We start from the raw sequence: 17,195 nt of genomic DNA, 5'->3' as shown, positions 1-17,195 counted from the left end.
CCGACCGGATCCATACTGCTCGGATGGACCGTCAGCAGATCTCCCGCCTTGCCCATGCCCACCACCCGATCGCGGCTCCGCTGACGGACGAGGCGGTGGCCCGCCTGCTGGACCGCGCCACGGCCGGGACGGAGCAGGGCCGGGCCCTGGACCTCGGTTGCGGTGAGGGCGCCTGGCTGCTCCGGGCCCTGGCGGCCAACCCGGGCTGGCGTGCGGTGGGTGTGGACCTGGACGCGGCGGCGCTGACCAAGGCCCGGGAGGCGGCGACGGCGCTCGGTGTGGTCCGCCGGATCGGTCTGCACCACCTGGACGCACGGAAGTTCACCGCGCGCGAGCCCTTCGACCTGGTGCTGTGCGTCGGCGCCACCCACGCCTTCGGCGGTCTGCTGCCGACGCTCGCCGCGGCCCGCGAACACCTGGCCCCGGGCGGCCGGTTGCTGGTCGGCGAGGGTTTCTGGCAGCGCGAGCCCTCGCAGGCGGCGCTGGACGGGCTGGGCGGGACGGCGCGGGAGGACTACGCGGACCTGGCGACGACCACCGACCGGATCCAGGCGGACGGCTGGACGCCCGTGTTCGGGTACGTCAGCAGCGAACAGGAGTGGGACGACTACGAGTTCTCCTGGACGGGCTCGTTGGCCGAGTGGGCGCTGGAGCACCCGGACCACCCGGACGCGGCGGACGCCCGGGAGGCCGCGGACCGGCACCGCACCGAGTGGCTGCGCGGCTACCGGGGGACGTTCGGCTTCGTCACGTACCTGCTGCGCCGCGACTGAAATCGGCCGGACCGGGCGAACTCACCTTGTCGATCGGCTACTTAACGGCCCGAGCGAGGAAGTCGTCGATCAGCGGCGCGATTTCGGCCAGCTTCTCCTCCAGTGCGAAGTGCCCGGTGTCGAACAGGTGCAGCTCGGCCCCGGGCAGGTCGCGCAGGTAGGCACGGGCGCCGGCCTCGGTGAAGAACGGGTCGCCCACTCCCCAGAGCACCAGCGTGGGCGGCTGGTCGGCGCGCAGCCAGGCCTGCCAGTCGGGGTATAGCTCGACGTTGGAGAAGTAGTCGAGGGCGAGTTCGACCTGGATGTCCTTGCGGCCGGGCAGGTCGAGGAAGTGCTGGTCGAGCGTCCAGCCGTCGGGGGCGACCAGGCTCGGATCACCGGTTCCGCCCTCGTACTGGGCGCGGGTGACGTCCGGCGTGAGGATCGAGCGGGCGACCTGCTCGGCGCCCGGCACACCACGCCTGTTGGCGATGAACTCCCGCGCCTGGTCGGACAGCCCCTCCTCGTAGGCGTTGCCGTTCTGGACCACCAGGCCGGTGATCCACTCCGGGTGCCGGGTGGCCAGGCGCAGGCCGACGGGGGCGCCGAAGTCGAAGACGTACAGCGCGAAGCGGTCCAGGCCGAGGGTGAGGCAGAAGCCCTCGACCACGTCGGCGAGGGTCTCGAAGCGGTACGTGAAGGCGTCGGGCGCGGGGCTGTCGCTGTGGCCGAAGCCGGGATAGTCGGGGGCTATCAGGCGGTAGCGGGTGCCGAGCGCGTCGAGCAGCCGGGCGTACTGGTGGGAGGCGGACGGGAAGCCGTGCAGCAACAGGAGCACGGGGGCGTCGGCCGGGCCGGTTTCGCGGTAGAAGACGCGCAGGCCGTTGACGTCGACGTGGCGGTGGTGGACGTGCGGGATCGTCAGCTCGCTCATGCTAACCATTAAACAGCATCTGAACGGTTAGGCAAGGCATTTGCCGGACAACAGGCCTGCCCGGTGGGACACATGAGCGAGCTGATCCGCCGTCACCGCGAGCGCCGGAGCGCTCTCAGTGGTTCTTCGCCTGCTCCTGCCGCACCAGGTGGTCGAGCACCTCGGGCATCGCCTCGACCCCTCCGGCCTGGGTCGGCGAAGTGCGGTACTCGCCCTGGACGATGACCGTCGGCAGCTCGTTGATGCCGTAGCGGGTGAAGGCGGCGGCGGCGTCCTCGACCGACTGGGCCACCGCGGCGGAGCGGTACGTCCGGCCGAACGTCCGGGCGTCGACGCCGTGGCGCGCGGCCCACTTGGTGGCGGTGGCCTCGGTCGTGAGGTCGAGCCCCTCGTTGTGCACGGCGCGGAAGACGCCGGCCTGGAGGCGGTCGACCAGCCCGAGGCGCTCCAGCGTGTAGTACAGCCGGGCGTGGCCGCGCTGTACGGCCTCCTCCCGGCTGCCGGGCCAGATGGCCGGGATGCGGTGCAGCGCGACATCGGCGCGGTGCTTCTCCGCCCAGGCCTGCAAGGGCTGTTCGAGTGCCTGGGAGTGGCCGCAGTCGTACCAGAAGAACTCGACCGCCTCGGTCCGGGCGCTCTCGCGGACCGGTTGCGGATGGTCGAGCTTCACGAACTTGGCGCCCTCGGAGGGAACTTGGTGGGTCATCGCGCCAGCCTGGACGGGGGACGCGGCGATCCCGACGGTGACGGCGAGCAGAACGGTGGACCGCAGGAGAGACTTCGAGTTCACACCGGGCAGTGTGCTGGCGGCGGTTCGTTACCGACCGGTTGCCAACGCACGGCCGGGCCGGATTCGCCCGAACGGCGCAACCGGCCGCGCCCGCGGACGAGGCGGACCACCCCGGCGGGGTCGACGCGGTCAGTCGGCGCTCTCGGTGCCCGCCGTCCACACCTCGGTGACCAGTCGCTGCCAGGCGTCCACGACGGCGCCCACCTCGAAGTGCGCCAGCGCGTGCGCCCGGGCCGCCGCGCCGAGGCCCGCCCGGTTGACCGCGAGCACCTTGCCCAGCGCCTCCGCGAGGGCGAGCGGGTCCCCGGGGGCGACCAGCGCGCCGGTGGCGCCGTCCCGGACCACCTCGCGCACCCAGCCGACGTCGGTCGCCACGGCGGGCACCCCGGCCAGTGCCGCCTCGATCAGCGCTCCGGGCACGCCCTCGCTGTCGCTGGTCAGCAGCAGGGCGTCGGCGGCCCGGTAGAGCGGGGCCGGGTCGGGCAGCGGGCCGAGGAAGTGGGCCCGGGCGGCGGCCGGGTGGCGGGCCAGCGTCTCGCGCAGCGGCCCGTCCCCGGCCACGGCCAGCCGGACGTCGGGCAGCCGGTCGAGCACGTCGAGGGCGAGGTCGAGCCGCTTCTCCGGAGCTATCGCCCCGATCCAGGCGACCAGCAGCACATCGGCCGGCAGGCCCAGCGCGTGCCGTGCGGCTCGCCGGTCGTCCCGGCCGTCGGCGGGCGGATAGCTCTCGGCGGCACGGGAGTTGGGGATCACGTGGACCTTGCCGTCGGGCAGCCGGAACTGCTCCTCCAGGACGACGCGCGCCTCGTCGGTGAGCGTGGTGACGGCGGCCGCGCGATGCATCAGCGCGCCGCCGCGCACCCGGCGCAGCCGGTTGGCGGTCCAGTAGCGCGGGTGCCCGACCGAGACGTAGACGAAGGGCGTTCCGGTGCCGGCCAGGGCGAGGGCGCAGGCGGCCAGGGTGTCCGAGCCGTGGGCGAGCACCACGTCGGCGGCGCGCGCGGCGGAGCGCAGCGCCCGCAGGGTGCTCGGGTGAAGTCGGCCGGGGCCCAACACGGCGGCGGAGCGCAGCCCGGAGGCGGCCGAGCAGTCGGCAGGGGCCCGGCGCGCGGCCCCGGAATCGGGCCCCGGGGAATCCGCACCTGCGCAGCGCGGGCCCGTGGGAGCCGGCCCCTCGGGATCCGGGCCCGGGGAACCCAGGCCTGTGGAATCCGGGCCCACCCCGACGGGGCCGAACCGGACCGCCGGATGCGGGGCGAGGGCGCACAGCGCGGAGGGCTGCCCCCGGCGGCCCAGTTCCCGGTGGAGGTCACGGGCGAAGTTCTGTGCTCCGCCACGGCGTGAGTCGCTGATCAGATGCAGGACACGCGGACGGTTTCCGGCCGGATCGGCCGACAAATGGTCGGGCATGGACCGACCTTGGCACAGTGCTCCGTCCGGTACATCCCCTTCGCGCAACCTGATGGTGGCCCATCCGCCCGCGCCCGTACACCGGATGTGCGCCACCGGGCCGCCGTCGTGCGCCGGATGCGACCGCCACGCGCCCCGCCTCGCCCCCTGCCGCGCTCCGGTCCACCCCGTCGCGCCGGGTCGGCGCCGCTCCGGACCGGCGCATGCCGGTGTCAAGTGCGGTGTCACACCGTCGATTCGGGCCGTATGTTCGACCGCCGAAAGGCCGGTACGCGGAGCGCCCGCGCCACGCCCGGCCGCCGAGCGCCGGCGCCGGTGGCGGTTACCCGTGCGGGTGAACGCGGTTGGACCTCGGCCCCGGCCGCTCGGCAGGATGTCCGGCCGGGGCGGCACCCGCCGTGCCGCCCCATCTTCCCCTCCCCCGTACGGATTTGGAGTCACCCGGTGTTCAAGGGATTCCGCAGCTTCCTGCTGCGCGGCAACGTGGTGGACCTCGCGGTCGGCATCGTGATCGGCGCGGCCTTCACCGCCGTCGTCACCGGGTTCGTCAGCGCCTTCCTCACCCCGCTGGTCGGCGTCGCGTCCGGTGCCGTCGGCGACTTCAGCCAGAAGACCTTCGACGTGGCCGGCACCCGGTTCCCGTACGGCGTCTTCGTCAACGCGGCCATCGGCTTCGTGCTGACCGCCGCCGTCATCTACTTCGCCGTGGTGCTGCCGGTCGGCAAGCTCCAGTCCCGCTTCGAATCGGCCAAGCCCGTGCCGGCCGCGAAGGTGGACTGCCCGGAGTGCCTGAGCTCCATCCCGGCCGCCGCGACCCGGTGCTCCTTCTGCACCTCCGAGATCGGCAAGCCGGGCCTGCCCGCGCAGGCCCAGGCGCTGCAGTCGCACTGACCGCCGGCACCGGGCCGCCACCGGGCCGACGGCGCAGGTCACAGGCCTGAACGGAACGCCCGGAGAACTGACGGGAATTTTATTCCCGAAACATTCACGAGCCCCCGTCGCCTCCCCGGCGGGGGCTCGAATGCGCCCGCGCACGCCCGGCCGGGAAAAGTTTCTCCGCAAGGCCCCCGACCGTCCACCGACCGGACACCCCAAGGCCTTCCGGAGGCTCCGTCCGGCTGCTGTTCGATCACTGACGGAGCGCCAAGGTTGTCCGGAACCCGACGCCGGAATGTCCGTCTTTACTACTTTCGAAACCTTTGTGCGAGCGAAGACTGTGTAAACACTCGAACTGCTCCCCCTCCCGCTCTCCTCAGCAGGCGCGTTGTGGGCTTACCGTATGCCCCATGACCTCGCCCCGCTCCTACGACGGAGTCGGCTACCCCTCTCCGTCCTTCTCCTCCGGCACGCCGATTTACGACAGCCTCGTGGCTGAGCGCGGCGTCCCCCAGATCGCACCCATCAACGTTCCGGCCGCCCTGCCGCCGGCACTGTCGTCCGGTTACGGATCCGGCCTCGGCCAGTCCTACGAGAACCGCTACGGCAACGGGTACGAGAGTGCAGGCAGCAACCTCCCCGCGCTGCCGCCCGCCCGCCTCGCTCTGGGCCCCGGCCCGAGCAGCGGTCCGTCCGCCGGCCCCGCCACGGCGTACATCCCCGCGCAGCCCGCGCCGGCGTACGCCGCCCCCCAACCCTCGGTCCCCGGCTACGGCGCCCCCCAGCCGTACCAGCGACCGCAGCCCGGCACCCCGTCCTTCGCCCAGACCAACGGCGGCGGCTACCAGCCGTCCGGCGGCCAGAGCTTCGGCGGCCAGAACACCTTCATCGGCGCCCAGGGCGGCCAGCAGACCTTCGGCGCGCAGCCGGCCGGCGGCCCGGGCGGTTTCGGCCAGGGCCAGCCCACCGGTCCGCAGGGCTTCGGCGGCCAGCAGTCCTTCGGCGGTCCGACCGCCGCCGGCGGCCCCGGCTTCCAGGGCCAGGGCGGCGACCAGTCCTTCGGCGGCGCCCAGCTGCGCCCGGCCATGGCGCCGGTCGCACCGGTCCGCCCGACGCAGCCGCAGCGCCCGGGCCAGTACGGCGAACCCGGCCAGTTCCAGGGGGGCTACCAGCAGCAGGGCCAGGGCTACTGAGCCACCGTCACCCCGAGGCCGCCCCCCACGCGGCCCGCACCCGCACCACCTGAGCAGCACCCGGCGCCCCCCGTACGCCGGGCGAACGGAGAAACGGGTCATCCACGGACCGCCCGGCACGCCCCCCACGGCGTGCCGGGCGGTCCGTGCGCATCCGGGGGCCTGCCGGTGGGCCGGGGGCGGCTGGCAGGATGGGGGGATGCAGCTCACCGGACTCCATGTCTACCCCGTCAAGTCGATGTACCGCCTGAGCCCTGACTCCGCAGTGGTCCAACCCTGGGGTCTGGCCGGAGACCGCCGTTGGATGCTCGCCGACCCGACCGGCCGCTTCGTCAGCCAGCGGGAGAACCCGGCCCTCGGACAGATCCGGGCCGGGCTGCTGCCCGACGGCGTGCTCACCCTGACCGCCCCCGACGGCTCCCGGATCGAGGTCGCCGCCCCCGCCGTCGCGGCCGGCGACCCGCTCACCGACGTCGAGGTGTGGGGCACCCGCTTCCACGCAGCGGAGGCCGCCAAGGAAGCCCACCAGTGGATCGCCGAACACCTCGGCGACTACCGCCTGGTGCACCTGGACGACCCGCGCGCCCGACCGGTCGACCCCGACTACAGCGAGCCCGGCGACTCCGTCTCGATGGCCGACGGCTTCCCGCTGCTGCTCACCACCACCGCCTCGCTGGACCGGCTCAACGAGCTGATCGCCGCCGAGGATCCGGAGGAGCACGAGCCCCTGCCGATGGAGCGCTTCCGCCCGAGCGTGGTGGTCGGCGGGGCCGAGCCGTGGGCCGAGGACACCTGGCGCCGGATCCGGATCGGCTCGGTCATCTTCAAGGTGGTCAAGCCCTGCGGCCGTTGCGTGGTCACCACCCTCGACCCGGAGACCGGCGAGCGGCGCGGCAAGGAGCCGCTGCGGACCCTGGCCCGGCACCACCGGCTGCTGCGCAAGGCCGCGTTCGGGCAGAACCTGATCCCCGAGCGGCCGGTCGGCGTCGACGGCGACGCGCTCGGCACGCTGCGGCTGGGCGACGAGGTCGAGGTCCTGGAGGACGGGGCGCACTGGCCCGCCGACGGGCACTGATCGCTCGGGGCGGGGGCGAAGTACCGCACGTGCCGCCTCCCGCCCCGGCCGCAACCGCGCCGGTCGCCCCGCCGACGACTCGTGCCGGACGGCGGGGCGCACCGGCCCGCGGAGCCGCGCTCATCGCGTTCCGAGCGCTGGAACCGGCGCGTCCCGCACGGAACCACCGCTGTGCGCGCTCGTTGAAACAAGTGGTCGGAACCTGTGGCGGCGTTGAGCGCTACCGGTGTCCGCGCGACCGCGGGCGGCCGGACCACCCACGTGGGCGCGCTACGGTGGGCGGACGGCCCGCGCACCCCCGCGCGTTCGGCCCGATGATCGCCGGCTCGACGAAGGTGGGGACGACAGACCGTCATGGCTGAGCACAGGGTCCGGGTCACCCAGGACAGCGCATCCCGCTGGCGTCGCCGCGCGGGCGAGTACGACACGCTCGCGGAGGCCCTGGCCGCCGCCGAACCGGGCGACACCGTGACCGTGCGGCCGGGCACCTTCCGGGAGAACGTGCTGCTGGACAAGCCGGTGACGATCGTCCCGGCCCAGGGCCCGGGGACGGTCCGGATCGACCCGCCCTCCGGGGTGGCGCTCACCGTGACCGCCGCCGCGACCGTGCGCGACCTGGTGGTCGAGGGCGGCGACAGCTCCACCCCGGCCGTACTGATCACCGGGCCGGAGGCGGCACCCGCCTTCAGCGGCTGCCGGATCGAGACCCGCTCGGCCACCGGCGTCGAGGTCACCGGCGGCGCCCGGCCGACCCTGCGCGGCTGCGTGGTCACCAACCCGGGCGGGCTCGGACTGCGGCTGCGCGGCGCGGACACCGCCGCCGCCTTCGAGGACTGCGAGGTCGCCGCCGCCGGGCAGGCCGGACTGGCCGTCCTCGGCGGCGCCACCGCGGCCCTGGACCGCTGCCGCGTCCACCACGCCTCCGGCGCCGGCGTCCTGCTCTCCGACCCCGGCAGCGCGGCCGAACTGACGGGCTGCGAGATCTACGAGATCCGCGGCAGCGGCGTGCAGGCCGAGGCGCACGCGGGCGGGCGGCTGGTCGACTGCGACATCCACCGGGTCACCGGCAACGGGCTGACCCTGGACGGCGAGGCGGAGCTGGTGCTCACCGGCTGCCGGGTGCACGACCTGCCCGAGAACGGCGCCGACCTGCGCGGACGCGCCCGGCTGAGCCTGGTGCACAGCACCGTCCGGGACTTCGGGCGCGGGGCGCTGTCGGTCTGGGACCAGGGCACCGAGGCCGTCGCCGAGTCCTGCCAGATCCACGGGTCGACCGGCGAGTACCCGGCGCTGTGGGTCAGCGACGGCGCCCGGCTGACCCTCACCGACTGCTCGCTGCACGACCTGCCGGACGCCCTGTTCGTCCTCGACCGGGACTCCGCCGCCACCGCCGAGGGCTGCTCGTTCAGCCGGATCCGCAGCTCGGCGGTCTCGGTCAGCGGCGGGGCCACCGTCTCCCTCGCCTCCTGCCGGGTGCAGGAGGCGGGCACCGGGCTCTGGTTCCGCGACCACGGCAGCGGCGGGCTGCTCACCGACTGCGAGATCTCCGACGTGGCCACCGGCGTGATCGTCACCAAGGGCGCCGACCCGGTGCTGCGCGACTGCACCGTACGGGCCAGCACGGACGCCGGGGTGTACGTGTCAGCGCAGGGGCGGGGCACCTTCGAGGACTGCCGGGTCTCCCAGGGCAAGGGCTTCGGCTTCCACATCATCGACGGCTGCCGGACCCAGCTCACCCGGTGCCGGGCGGAGCACAACCAGCGGGCCGGGTTCGAGTTCTCCGAGCCGGGTCCGGTCACGGAGGGGTGCATCTCGGACGACGTCGCGGCCGCTCCGGCGCCGACCGCTCCCCCCGGTGGCGGGGCGGGGCCCGGGCTGGGGCCGGCGTCCGGGCGGCGCGGCCCGGGGCTGGGCTCCCCGTTCGGTCCCACCGACGTGCCTGCGCCGCGAGCGGCCCAACTGGCCTCCGCCGCCAAGGTGTTGGCACCTTCCGCGGCAACGTCCTCGGCGATCTCGCCGATCCCGGACTGCCGACCGGCCGACGAGGCGCTCGCCGAGCTGGACGCCCTGGTCGGGCTGGCCACGGTGAAGCAGGAGGTGCGCACGCTGATCGACCTGATCTCGGTCGGCCGGCGCCGCCGCCAGGCCGGGCTCAAGGCGCCCTCGCTGCGCCGGCACCTGGTCTTCACCGGGGCACCGGGCACCGGGAAGACCACCGTCGCCCGGCTCTACGGCGAGATCCTCGCCTCGCTCGGGGTGCTCCAGCGCGGACACCTCGTCGAGGTGGCCCGGGTGGACCTGGTCGGCGAGCACATCGGCTCCACCGCGATCCGTACCGCGGCCGCCTTCGACCGGGCCCGCGGCGGGGTGCTCTTCATCGACGAGGCGTACGCCCTCGCACCCGAGGACGGGGCGCGGGACTTCGGACGCGAGGCGATCGACACCCTGGTCAAGCTGATGGAGGACCACCGGGACGAGGTGGTCGTCATCGTGGCGGGCTACACCGCCGAGATGGAGCGCTTCCTCTCCGCCAACCCCGGTGTCTCGTCCCGCTTCTCACGCACCATCGGGTTCCCCGACTACTCGGCGGACGAGCTGCTGGAGATCGCCCGGGCGCAGTGCGCCGAGCACGAGTACGCGCTCTCCGCGGACGCCGAGCAGGCGCTGCTGGAGCACTTCGGCGGGCTGGAGCGCGGACCCAACTTCGGCAACGGGCGCACCGCGCGACAGGTCTTCGAGACCATGGTCGAGCGGCACGCCGTCCGGATCGCCCACCTCGCGGACCCGTCCACGGAGGAGCTTCAGCTGCTCGTCCCGGCCGACCTGCCGACGGTGCCGCTGCCGTAGGGCCGCCGGCCGGGGGACCCGGCTGCGGCGACGGGCCGTCGGGTCAGCCCGTCCAGGCGCCACCGGCCAAGAAGGACTCCAGCGCCGCCCGGTAGGGCGCGATGTCGATCCGCTCGCCCGCCAGCCAGTCGTCCGAGTAGTACTTGTCCAGGTAGCGGTCCCCCGGGTCGCAGATCAGGCCGACCACGCTGCCCGTCCGTCCGGCCTCCCGCATCTCGGCGACGATGCGCAGCGCGCTCCAGAGGCCCGTCCCGGTGGAGGCGCCCGCCTTCTTGCCGAGCACCCGCTCCAGCACCCGCACGGCGGCGATCGACGCGGCGTCCGGCACCTTCATCATCCGGTCGATCGCCCCCGGGACGAAGCTCGGCTCCATCCGCGGCCGTCCGATGCCCTCGATCCGCGAGCCGCTCTCGCAGACGGCCTCCGGGTCGTGGCGCACCCAGCCGTCGAAGAAGCAGGAGTTCTCCGGGTCCGCGACGCAGATCCGGGTGTCGTACTGCATGTAGCGGACGAACCGGGCGATGGTCGCCGAGGTGCCTCCGGTACCGGCGGTGGCCACGATCCAGGCCGGCTCCGGGTGCGGCTCCAGGCGCAGTTGGGCGAAGACCGACTCGGCGATGTTGTTGTTGCCGCGCCAGTCGGTGGCCCGCTCGGCGTAGGTGAACTGGTCCATGTAGTGCCCGCCGGTCTCCTCGGCGAGCCGGGCGGAGGCCTCGTACACCTCGTCCGAACGATCGACCAGGTGACACTCGCCGCCGTGGAACTGGATCAGGTCGATCTTGGCCTGGCTGGTGCTCTTGGCCATCACCGCGATGAAGGGCACGCCGATGAGCTGGGCGAAGTAGGCCTCGGAGACGGCGGTGGAGCCGCTGGAGGCCTCGATCACCGGCTTGCCGGGCCGGATCCAGCCGTTGCAGAGCCCGTAGAGGAAGAGCGAGCGGGCCAGACGGTGCTTGAGCGAGCCGGTCGGGTGGGTGGACTCGTCCTTGAGGTAGAGGTCGATCCCCCACTCCGCGGGCAGCGGGAAGCGCAGCAGGTGGGTGTCGGCGGAGCGGTTGGCGTCGGCCTGGACCCTGCGCACCGCCTCCTTGAGCCAGACGCGGTACTCCGGGTCGGAGCGGTCGACGTCAACGGTGGGCTCGATGCCGGGATGGGTGCTCATTGGTCGCTGTCTCCCTCGTGGTGGCCCCCGCTGCTCACTACGAGTGTATGAGAGTCACGATAAGTGACCGTTTCCGAAGCACCAGCTTCCGCTTATCCCCTCAGGGCAGCACCGGCACCGACTGCGGGTCCGCCAGGTACGGGCCCCAGCCCAGCTCGGCCGCACCCGCGAGCGCGCCGTGCGCCAGCTCCGCGCCGACGATCGGCACCCGGCCGCTGCGCCCCCACAGGCTGCGCTCGGCGACCACCGACCGCAGCCGGTCGGGCGCGGCCTCCAGCAGGTGGAGGTGCAGCCCGCTGAGGACCACCCGGTCGGGGTTGAGGATGTTGGCGACGCCCGCCAGGCCGAGCCCGAGCCGGTCGATGACGTGCTCCACCGCGGCCCGCGCCCGATCGTCCGTCGCGGCCGCCCGGCACAGCTCGCGCGCCTGGTCGAGCAGCGGGCGCCCCGGCTCCGGGGTGAGCCCGGCGGCGGCGAACAGCGCGTCGGGATCGGTCTCGGAGTTGAGGCAGCCCCGGTTTCCGCACATGCAGGGGCGGCCCTGCGGGTCGACGGTGAGGTGGCCGACCTCCAGGGCGAGGCCGGCGCTGCCGGTGTGCAGATGGCCGTCGATGACCAGGGCGCCGCCGACGCCGCGGTGGCCGGAGGTGACGAAGAGCAGGTGGCGGGCGCCGCGGCCGGCGCCGTGCCGGTACTCGGCGAGCGCGGCCAGGTTGGCGTCGTTGGCGATCGCGGTGGGCAGCGGGCGCAGCGCGTTCGGGCCGTGGTCGGCGCGGCCGACCTCGACGTCGTACAGGTCGGCGACCGGGGTGCCGCTGGGCCAGGCGAAGTGCAGAGCGGCGAGGGCGGTGCCGTCCGGCTCGGTGACCGGGTTGGGCAGCGCGAGCGCGGCGGCCAGGCAGCGGCGGTCGGTCGCACGGGCGAGCTCGGCACCGGCCACCGCGACGGCGCGCAGCATCCGGACCGGGTCGGTGGCGGCGGGCAGCGGCAGGTGGAGGGGCGGGTCGAGCAGCCCGCCGAGGCCGGCCAGGGTGACGCTCAGTCCGTCGGCGTGGATCTGCCCGGCGACCACGACCGGGCCCTGCGGGTCGATCGCGAGCCGGTGCGAGGGACGGCCGCGACCGCCGCCGGCCGGGCGCGAGTCGACGGTGATCAGACCGAGCGCCTCCAGCTCGGCGGTGACCGCGCCGGCGGTGGCCCGGGTGACGTCCAGCGCGCGGGTGAGCGCCGAGCGGGTCGGCGTCTGACCGGTGTGGATCAAGGAGAGCGCGGGACCGAGCAGCGTCCGGCCCCGGTCGGGAGCCGCGCGGCGGTGGCCGTCGCGCTGCGCGTCGGAGTCGTTCCCGGTACCGGGCCTCGGGCTTGATGGTGAGAGCTGCACGCCCCTATTGTGACTTTGTGCCGCTTCGAAACAAAATCGCTTCACGCACCCGCCCGCACCAACCCGCACCCCAGTCTCGCAGCACACCCCCGGCAACCGACAGCCCCTGGGGTCCTGCACGTGTCGCCCTCACCGCGTTCTTCGCCGTCGACGGCTTCCTCTTCGCCGCCTGGGTCGTCCGCATCCCGGACATCCGCCGTCAGGTCGACGCCTCGCACAGCGCCCTCGGGCTCGCCCTGCTCTGCCTGTCCGTCGGCGCCGTCCTCACCATGCCGGCGGTCGGCCGGCTCTGCCTGCGGTACGGCTCGCGCCCGGTGACCGTCGGCTCGCTCGCCCTGCTCAGCCTCGCCGTACTGCTGCCCGCGCACGCCCACTCGGTCACCGCGCTCGGCGGGGTGCTGCTGCTGTTCGGCGCGGGGTACGGCGGGGCCAACGTCGCGATGAACAGCGCCGCCGTCGACCTGGTCGCGCAACTGCGGCGGCCCGTGATGCCCAGCTTCCACGCCGGGTACAGCTTCGGCGGGCTGGCCGGCACCGGCGTCAGCGGCCTGCTCGCCGGTCCGCTGAGCACGGCGTGGGCGCTCGCGCTCAGCGCCGCTCTGGGCGCGGCGGTCACCGTCGGCGCGGGCGTCGTCCTGCTGCGCAGCCCGGCGGCGACGCCGGACGCGCCGGGGCGTGCGGGCGGTGCGGGTGTACCGGGGCGGGCCGACGGGACAGGTGCGCCGGGGCGGGCGGGCTCTTCGGGGCGTGCGGGCGGTGCGGGTGGTGCGGCCCGCCCGGTGGAGACGTCCGGCAGGGCGGGGGCGGACCCGGGCTCGGCCCGTCGTGCCCGCACCCGGCTGCTCGTCCTGCTGCTCGGCCTCACCGCGCTCTGCACCGCGTACGGCGAGGGCGCGATCGCCGACTGGACCACCCTGCACCTCACCGACGACGTCCATGCGAGTTCCGTGGTGGCAGCCGCCGGGTACGGCGCGTACGCGTTCGCGATGGCCGGCGGGCGGGTCGGCGGCACCTGGCTGTCCATCAGGCTCGGCCAGACCCGGCTGATGCTGCTGGGCGGGCTGACGGCGGCGGTCGGCATGCTGATCGCCGCCCTGGCACCGGCGGTACCGGTGGCGATCTGCGGGTTCGTCCTGGTCGGCCTCGGCCTGGCCAACCTCTTCCCGCTCGCCATCGCCCGGGCCGGCGCGGCCGGCGGACCCCAGGGCGTCGCGCTCGCCTCCTCGCTCGGGTACGGGGGGATGCTGATCGGCCCGGTGGTGATCGGCTTCCTCGCCGACGCGGCCGGACTGCCGCTGGCCCTCACCACGGTCGCGCTGGCGGCCACGGTCGCGGCGCTGCTGCCGCTGGCGGTCAGGGGCGGGACGGCGGACGACAGATGACGGACGACCGGTGACAGCCGACAGGTAACAGATGACAGCTAACAGATGATGAAATCTGTCATCTGTTAGCTGTCGTCCGTCCTCTGTCCTCCGTCGTGTGACAGGATGCGGGGCCATGACGACCAGCGAACGCTTCCAGGTACTGCGGGCGAGCGAGCGCCCGGCGACGGCGTGGCTCAACGGGGGCGGGGTGACCAGGGAGGTCGCCGGGTTCCCGGCCGGAGCCGGACTGGACGCCTTCGACTGGCGGGTCAGCCTCGCGGACGTCGCCTCGGCCGGGCCGTTCTCCCCGTTCCCCGGGATCGACCGGGTGATCACCCTGGTCGAGGGCGCCGGCATGGCGCTCATCGTCGACGGCGCCGAGCGGCTGGTGGACGCGCCGTTCCGGCCGTTCGCCTTCTCCGGCGACGCCACCACCGACTGCCGCCTGCTGGCCGGCCCGGTGGTCGACTTCAACGTGATGACCCGCCGCGGGCGGGTCGAGGCCACGGTGGACCTGGCCACCGCACCCACCACGGTCGGCGTCCCGGACGGGAGCACCGCCCTCCTGGTCTGCCTGGCCGGCACCGCCACCCTCAACGGCGTCGAACTCACCCGCTACGACGCCGCGTTGATCGACGGCTCGGGCGCGTACGAGCTGCACCCGGACGGCACGACCGCCGTGGTCACCTTCCGCACCGCCGCCCACTGACAGCCGACAGACCGGCGCCCCGCCGAAGCCGACACATCGGCGCACCGACGCTCCGACGCACCGACACAGGACGGCGCTCCCGCCTCCCGGACCACCGGAGACGGGAGCGCCGTCACCGCATCAGCCGCAGAACACCGGCGTCGCGTGCGCCGGGTCCAGGGCGTTGGTCACCAGGTGCAGCGCCGTCGGCGAGAACGCGATCCCGACGTGTTCCACCAACGAGACCGGGCAGTGCTCCTGCACCACCTCGTTGTCCACGCCCGGGCCGCTGAGGAACTGGGTCCGCCACGGGGTGACGACCTCGTCGAGGACCGTCGAGACCACCGTGTAGCTCACGCCCGGCACGGTGTCCGGCCGGGAGGCCATCACCTTGTTGAAGTCGGAGCCCACCGCCTGGTCCCGGCAGGCCTGGCAGACCGTGAAGATCAGGTCCGCGACGCCCGGGAAGTAGGGCACCAGGTTGGTGATCCCGTCGAGCGTCGTGCCGTGGTTGGACGGCGCCAGCCCGACCAGCCTGCCGACCTTGGATCCACCGCCGAGGAACTTGAGGTAGTAGTTCGGCAGCATGCCGCCCTGCGAGTGCCCGACGATGTCGACCTTGGCAGCCCCGGTCGCGTTCCGCACCAGGTCCACGAACCAGGCGAGTCGGGCCGCCGACTCCGGGACCGGCCCGAGGCCGCCGATCGGCAGCAGGAGCCCGCTGCCGCTGGAGGTGACGCCGGGGACGGTCCCGTAGTCGAGGGCGAAGACGCAGTACCCGAGGCTCTTCAGCAACGGGGAGAGCGCCAGCCAGTTCTCGTAGCGGTTGGCGAAGGTGCCGTGCACCAGGACCACCGGGTCGGGGTGCGCAGCGCTCGGCCGGCAGGTCCAGTCGTTGGCGCCGGGCGGCGAGGCCACCGTGTCACCGTCGGGCGGCAGTTCGGCGGACACAGCGGACACGGAAGACACCGTGGACGCGGCGGACACGCCGGACACCGTGGACGCGGACGCGGCGGCGCCCGCCGGCGACACCGTCGCACCGAGCACCAGCGCCCCGGCCAGCAGCAGCACGCCCAGCGCGCCGCCGACCCTGCCGCGTACGGGAGTTGCGGAGAAGCGGAGAAGTGGGGTTCTCAACTGTTGCCTCCACAGCGGAAGTTTGTTACCAACAGGTAACCCGAGGGCTCCATCATGCGGTCGCCCCTCCGGCCCGGCCCTTGGGCGTCCCCCAGACCTGGACGGTGTTCTCTGTGACCGGTCACAACGCGCCCCACCCCACGCCCCCGACCCCCCACCGAACGGCTCCGACCGCCTCCCACCGGACGCCGGACTGGCGCGTCCCGGTGATCGGCGGCCTCCCCGCCGACCAGCGGCTGCTCGGCGGTGTACGGGAGTTGGCCGAGGCCGTGGTCGCCGCCCTGCTGGAGCGGGTGCCGGTCTACCACCGGCTCCCCCGCGAGCAGCTCACCGGCGAGCTGACCCGGGACACCGAGCGCCGCATCCGCGCCCTCGCCCACACCGTGAGAACCGGCCTCCCCGCCCCCGCCGAGGAGTTCGCCGCCGTCCGGGAGTCGGCCGCCCGGCGCGCCGAGGAGGGCCTGCCGCTGGACGCCGTCCTGCTCGCCCACCACCTCGGGCTGGAGGTCTGCTGGGAGTTCGCCACCCGGCACGCCGGGGACGGCGACGCCGCCGACCTGCTCGTCCTCAACCGGCTGCTGCTCGACCAGCTCCGTCAGGCCGCCACCGCCGCCGGGGCGGGCTACCTGGACGGACGGCGCCCGAGCGCCGACCGCCAGGGCGCGGCCCGGCGCTCGCTGCTCGGTGCACTGCTCGCGGGCACCCCCGCGGACGAGGCCGCCGACCGCGCCGGGCTCCGGCTGCCCACCGGGTACGCCGTGCTCTGCCTGTCCGTCTCCGACCACCCCGACGAGCACTCCCCCGGTGTCGACCCGGGCATCGCCGCCCGCCGCAAGCTCCGCCGCTTCGAGGCCGAACTCGGCCACCGCACCCGGCAGTCGACGCTCACCGCGCTCACCCCCACGGGCGGCCTGGTGCTGATCCCCTTCGGCCCTTCACCCCACCCGGACGAGGACGACACCGACGGGGCACCCTGGCCACTGCTCACCGCCACGCTCGCCGCGGCGGCCCGGGCATCCGGTGCGGCCGTACTGGCGGGGGCCGCCGCGGCCACCCCCGCCGAGGTGCCCGCGGCGGCCGCCCTCGCCTACGAAGTCCTGGAGGTGGCACGGTCGTTCGGCCGACCGCCGGGGCTGCACCGGCTGGACGACGTCCTGCTGGAGTACCAGCTCACCCGGCCCAGCCAGGCCCGGTCCCGGCTCGCCGCGCTCCTCGAACCGCTGGCCGACGCCGGGGAGTTGCTCATCACCCTGCGCACCCACCTGGCCGGAGGCCTGAACCGCCGGCACACCGCGAGTGCCCTGCACCTGCACCCGAACACCGTCGACTACCGGCTGCGCCGGATCGCCGCGCTGACCGGCCTGGATCCGACACGCCCCGCCGACATCCCCCGGATCACCGCCGCCATCGCCGCCCGCACCGCCGAGCAGACCTCCCTCGCCGGGTAGTCCAGGACACCTACGGATGCCGGGCGCGGCGGGCTTCGGGCGTCGCCCGTCGGGTGTCGGGCGTAGGCCGTCAGGCATCAGGCGTCAGGCGTCCGGCGTCGGCAACGAGGTCGTCGTGGTCGAGCGCGACGTCGCCGG

14 protein-coding genes are annotated in these 17,195 nt (G+C 74.2%); 8 read left to right on the top strand and 6 right to left on the bottom strand.

What is annotated here, in order from left to right:
- The first annotated feature begins 23 nt into the window (after nt 1-23).
- Entirely contained in the window at nt 24-773 is a 750-nt protein-coding gene (locus tag ACZ7RU_RS34290) for an SAM-dependent methyltransferase (protein WP_470344897.1), read from the top strand.
- Nucleotides 774-810: 37 nt separating this feature from the next.
- Here the strand turns inward: ACZ7RU_RS34290 and ACZ7RU_RS34285 are convergent, their stop codons facing one another.
- The 3 genes from ACZ7RU_RS34285 to ACZ7RU_RS34275 form a co-directional block, all read right to left on the bottom strand.
- Entirely contained in the window at nt 811-1,686 is an 876-nt protein-coding gene (locus ACZ7RU_RS34285) for an alpha/beta fold hydrolase (RefSeq protein WP_470344896.1), read from the bottom strand.
- Between the two features lie 115 nt (nt 1,687-1,801).
- Complete coding sequence (locus ACZ7RU_RS34280; protein WP_470344895.1) at nt 1,802-2,476, bottom strand: thiol:disulfide interchange protein DsbA/DsbL; 675 nt, start codon at nt 2,474-2,476, stop codon at nt 1,802-1,804.
- 129 nt (nt 2,477-2,605) lie between these two features.
- Complete coding sequence (locus tag ACZ7RU_RS34275) at nt 2,606-3,532, bottom strand: glycosyltransferase family 4 protein (RefSeq protein ID WP_470344894.1); 927 nt, start codon at nt 3,530-3,532, stop codon at nt 2,606-2,608.
- Nucleotides 3,533-4,330: 798 nt separating this feature from the next.
- On the opposite strand from ACZ7RU_RS34275, the gene mscL reads away from it, so the two are divergent.
- The 4 genes from mscL to ACZ7RU_RS34255 all read left to right on the top strand — a co-directional run bounded on the left by mscL (nt 4,331) and on the right by ACZ7RU_RS34255 (nt 9,877).
- Nucleotides 4,331-4,777 carry a large conductance mechanosensitive channel protein MscL gene (mscL, locus tag ACZ7RU_RS34270; protein ID WP_470344893.1) on the top strand — a complete coding sequence of 149 codons (447 nt, stop codon included), beginning with the start codon at nt 4,331-4,333 and terminating at the stop codon, nt 4,775-4,777.
- A gap of 395 nt (nt 4,778-5,172) precedes the next feature.
- A complete protein-coding gene (locus ACZ7RU_RS34265; RefSeq protein WP_470344892.1) occupies nt 5,173-5,955 on the top strand; it encodes a DUF6643 family protein in 783 nt (260 codons plus the stop codon).
- Nucleotides 5,956-6,154: 199 nt separating this feature from the next.
- Nucleotides 6,155-7,030: an MOSC domain-containing protein gene (locus ACZ7RU_RS34260; protein WP_470344891.1), complete on the top strand. Its 876-nt coding sequence runs from the start codon at nt 6,155-6,157 to the stop codon at nt 7,028-7,030.
- Nucleotides 7,031-7,384: 354 nt separating this feature from the next.
- Nucleotides 7,385-9,877 (top strand): right-handed parallel beta-helix repeat-containing protein, encoded by a 2,493-nt coding sequence (locus ACZ7RU_RS34255; RefSeq protein ID WP_470344890.1) that lies wholly within the window; start codon nt 7,385-7,387, stop codon nt 9,875-9,877.
- A gap of 43 nt (nt 9,878-9,920) precedes the next feature.
- Here the strand turns inward: ACZ7RU_RS34255 and ACZ7RU_RS34250 are convergent, their stop codons facing one another.
- Together ACZ7RU_RS34250 and ACZ7RU_RS34245 are read right to left on the bottom strand one after the other, a co-directional pair.
- Complete coding sequence (locus tag ACZ7RU_RS34250) at nt 9,921-11,039, bottom strand: PLP-dependent cysteine synthase family protein (RefSeq protein ID WP_470344889.1); 1,119 nt, start codon at nt 11,037-11,039, stop codon at nt 9,921-9,923.
- A 100-nt stretch (nt 11,040-11,139) separates the two neighbouring features.
- Nucleotides 11,140-12,420 (bottom strand): ROK family protein, encoded by a 1,281-nt coding sequence (locus ACZ7RU_RS34245; protein WP_470344888.1) that lies wholly within the window; start codon nt 12,418-12,420, stop codon nt 11,140-11,142.
- A 17-nt stretch (nt 12,421-12,437) separates the two neighbouring features.
- Here ACZ7RU_RS34245 and ACZ7RU_RS34240 point away from each other — a divergent pair, with 17 nt between their 5' ends.
- Together ACZ7RU_RS34240 and ACZ7RU_RS34235 are read left to right on the top strand one after the other, a co-directional pair.
- Nucleotides 12,438-13,802, top strand: a complete 1,365-nt coding sequence (locus ACZ7RU_RS34240; protein ID WP_470344887.1) for an MFS transporter — start codon at nt 12,438-12,440, stop codon at nt 13,800-13,802.
- 115 nt (nt 13,803-13,917) lie between these two features.
- Complete coding sequence (locus ACZ7RU_RS34235) at nt 13,918-14,493, top strand: HutD/Ves family protein (protein ID WP_470344886.1); 576 nt, start codon at nt 13,918-13,920, stop codon at nt 14,491-14,493.
- Nucleotides 14,494-14,613: 120 nt separating this feature from the next.
- Here the strand turns inward: ACZ7RU_RS34235 and ACZ7RU_RS34230 are convergent, their stop codons facing one another.
- Nucleotides 14,614-15,504: an esterase/lipase family protein gene (locus ACZ7RU_RS34230; protein ID WP_470344938.1), complete on the bottom strand. Its 891-nt coding sequence runs from the start codon at nt 15,502-15,504 to the stop codon at nt 14,614-14,616.
- Between the two features lie 218 nt (nt 15,505-15,722).
- Between ACZ7RU_RS34230 and ACZ7RU_RS34225 the strand changes: the two genes are divergently transcribed.
- Nucleotides 15,723-17,057 carry a PucR family transcriptional regulator gene (locus ACZ7RU_RS34225; RefSeq protein WP_470344885.1) on the top strand — a complete coding sequence of 445 codons (1,335 nt, stop codon included), beginning with the start codon at nt 15,723-15,725 and terminating at the stop codon, nt 17,055-17,057.
- The last annotated feature ends 138 nt before the right edge of the window (nt 17,058-17,195 follow it).

The organism is Kitasatospora sp. NPDC114501 (assembly GCF_055633695.1).
This window is presented reverse-complemented; position numbering and strand designations above follow the sequence as displayed.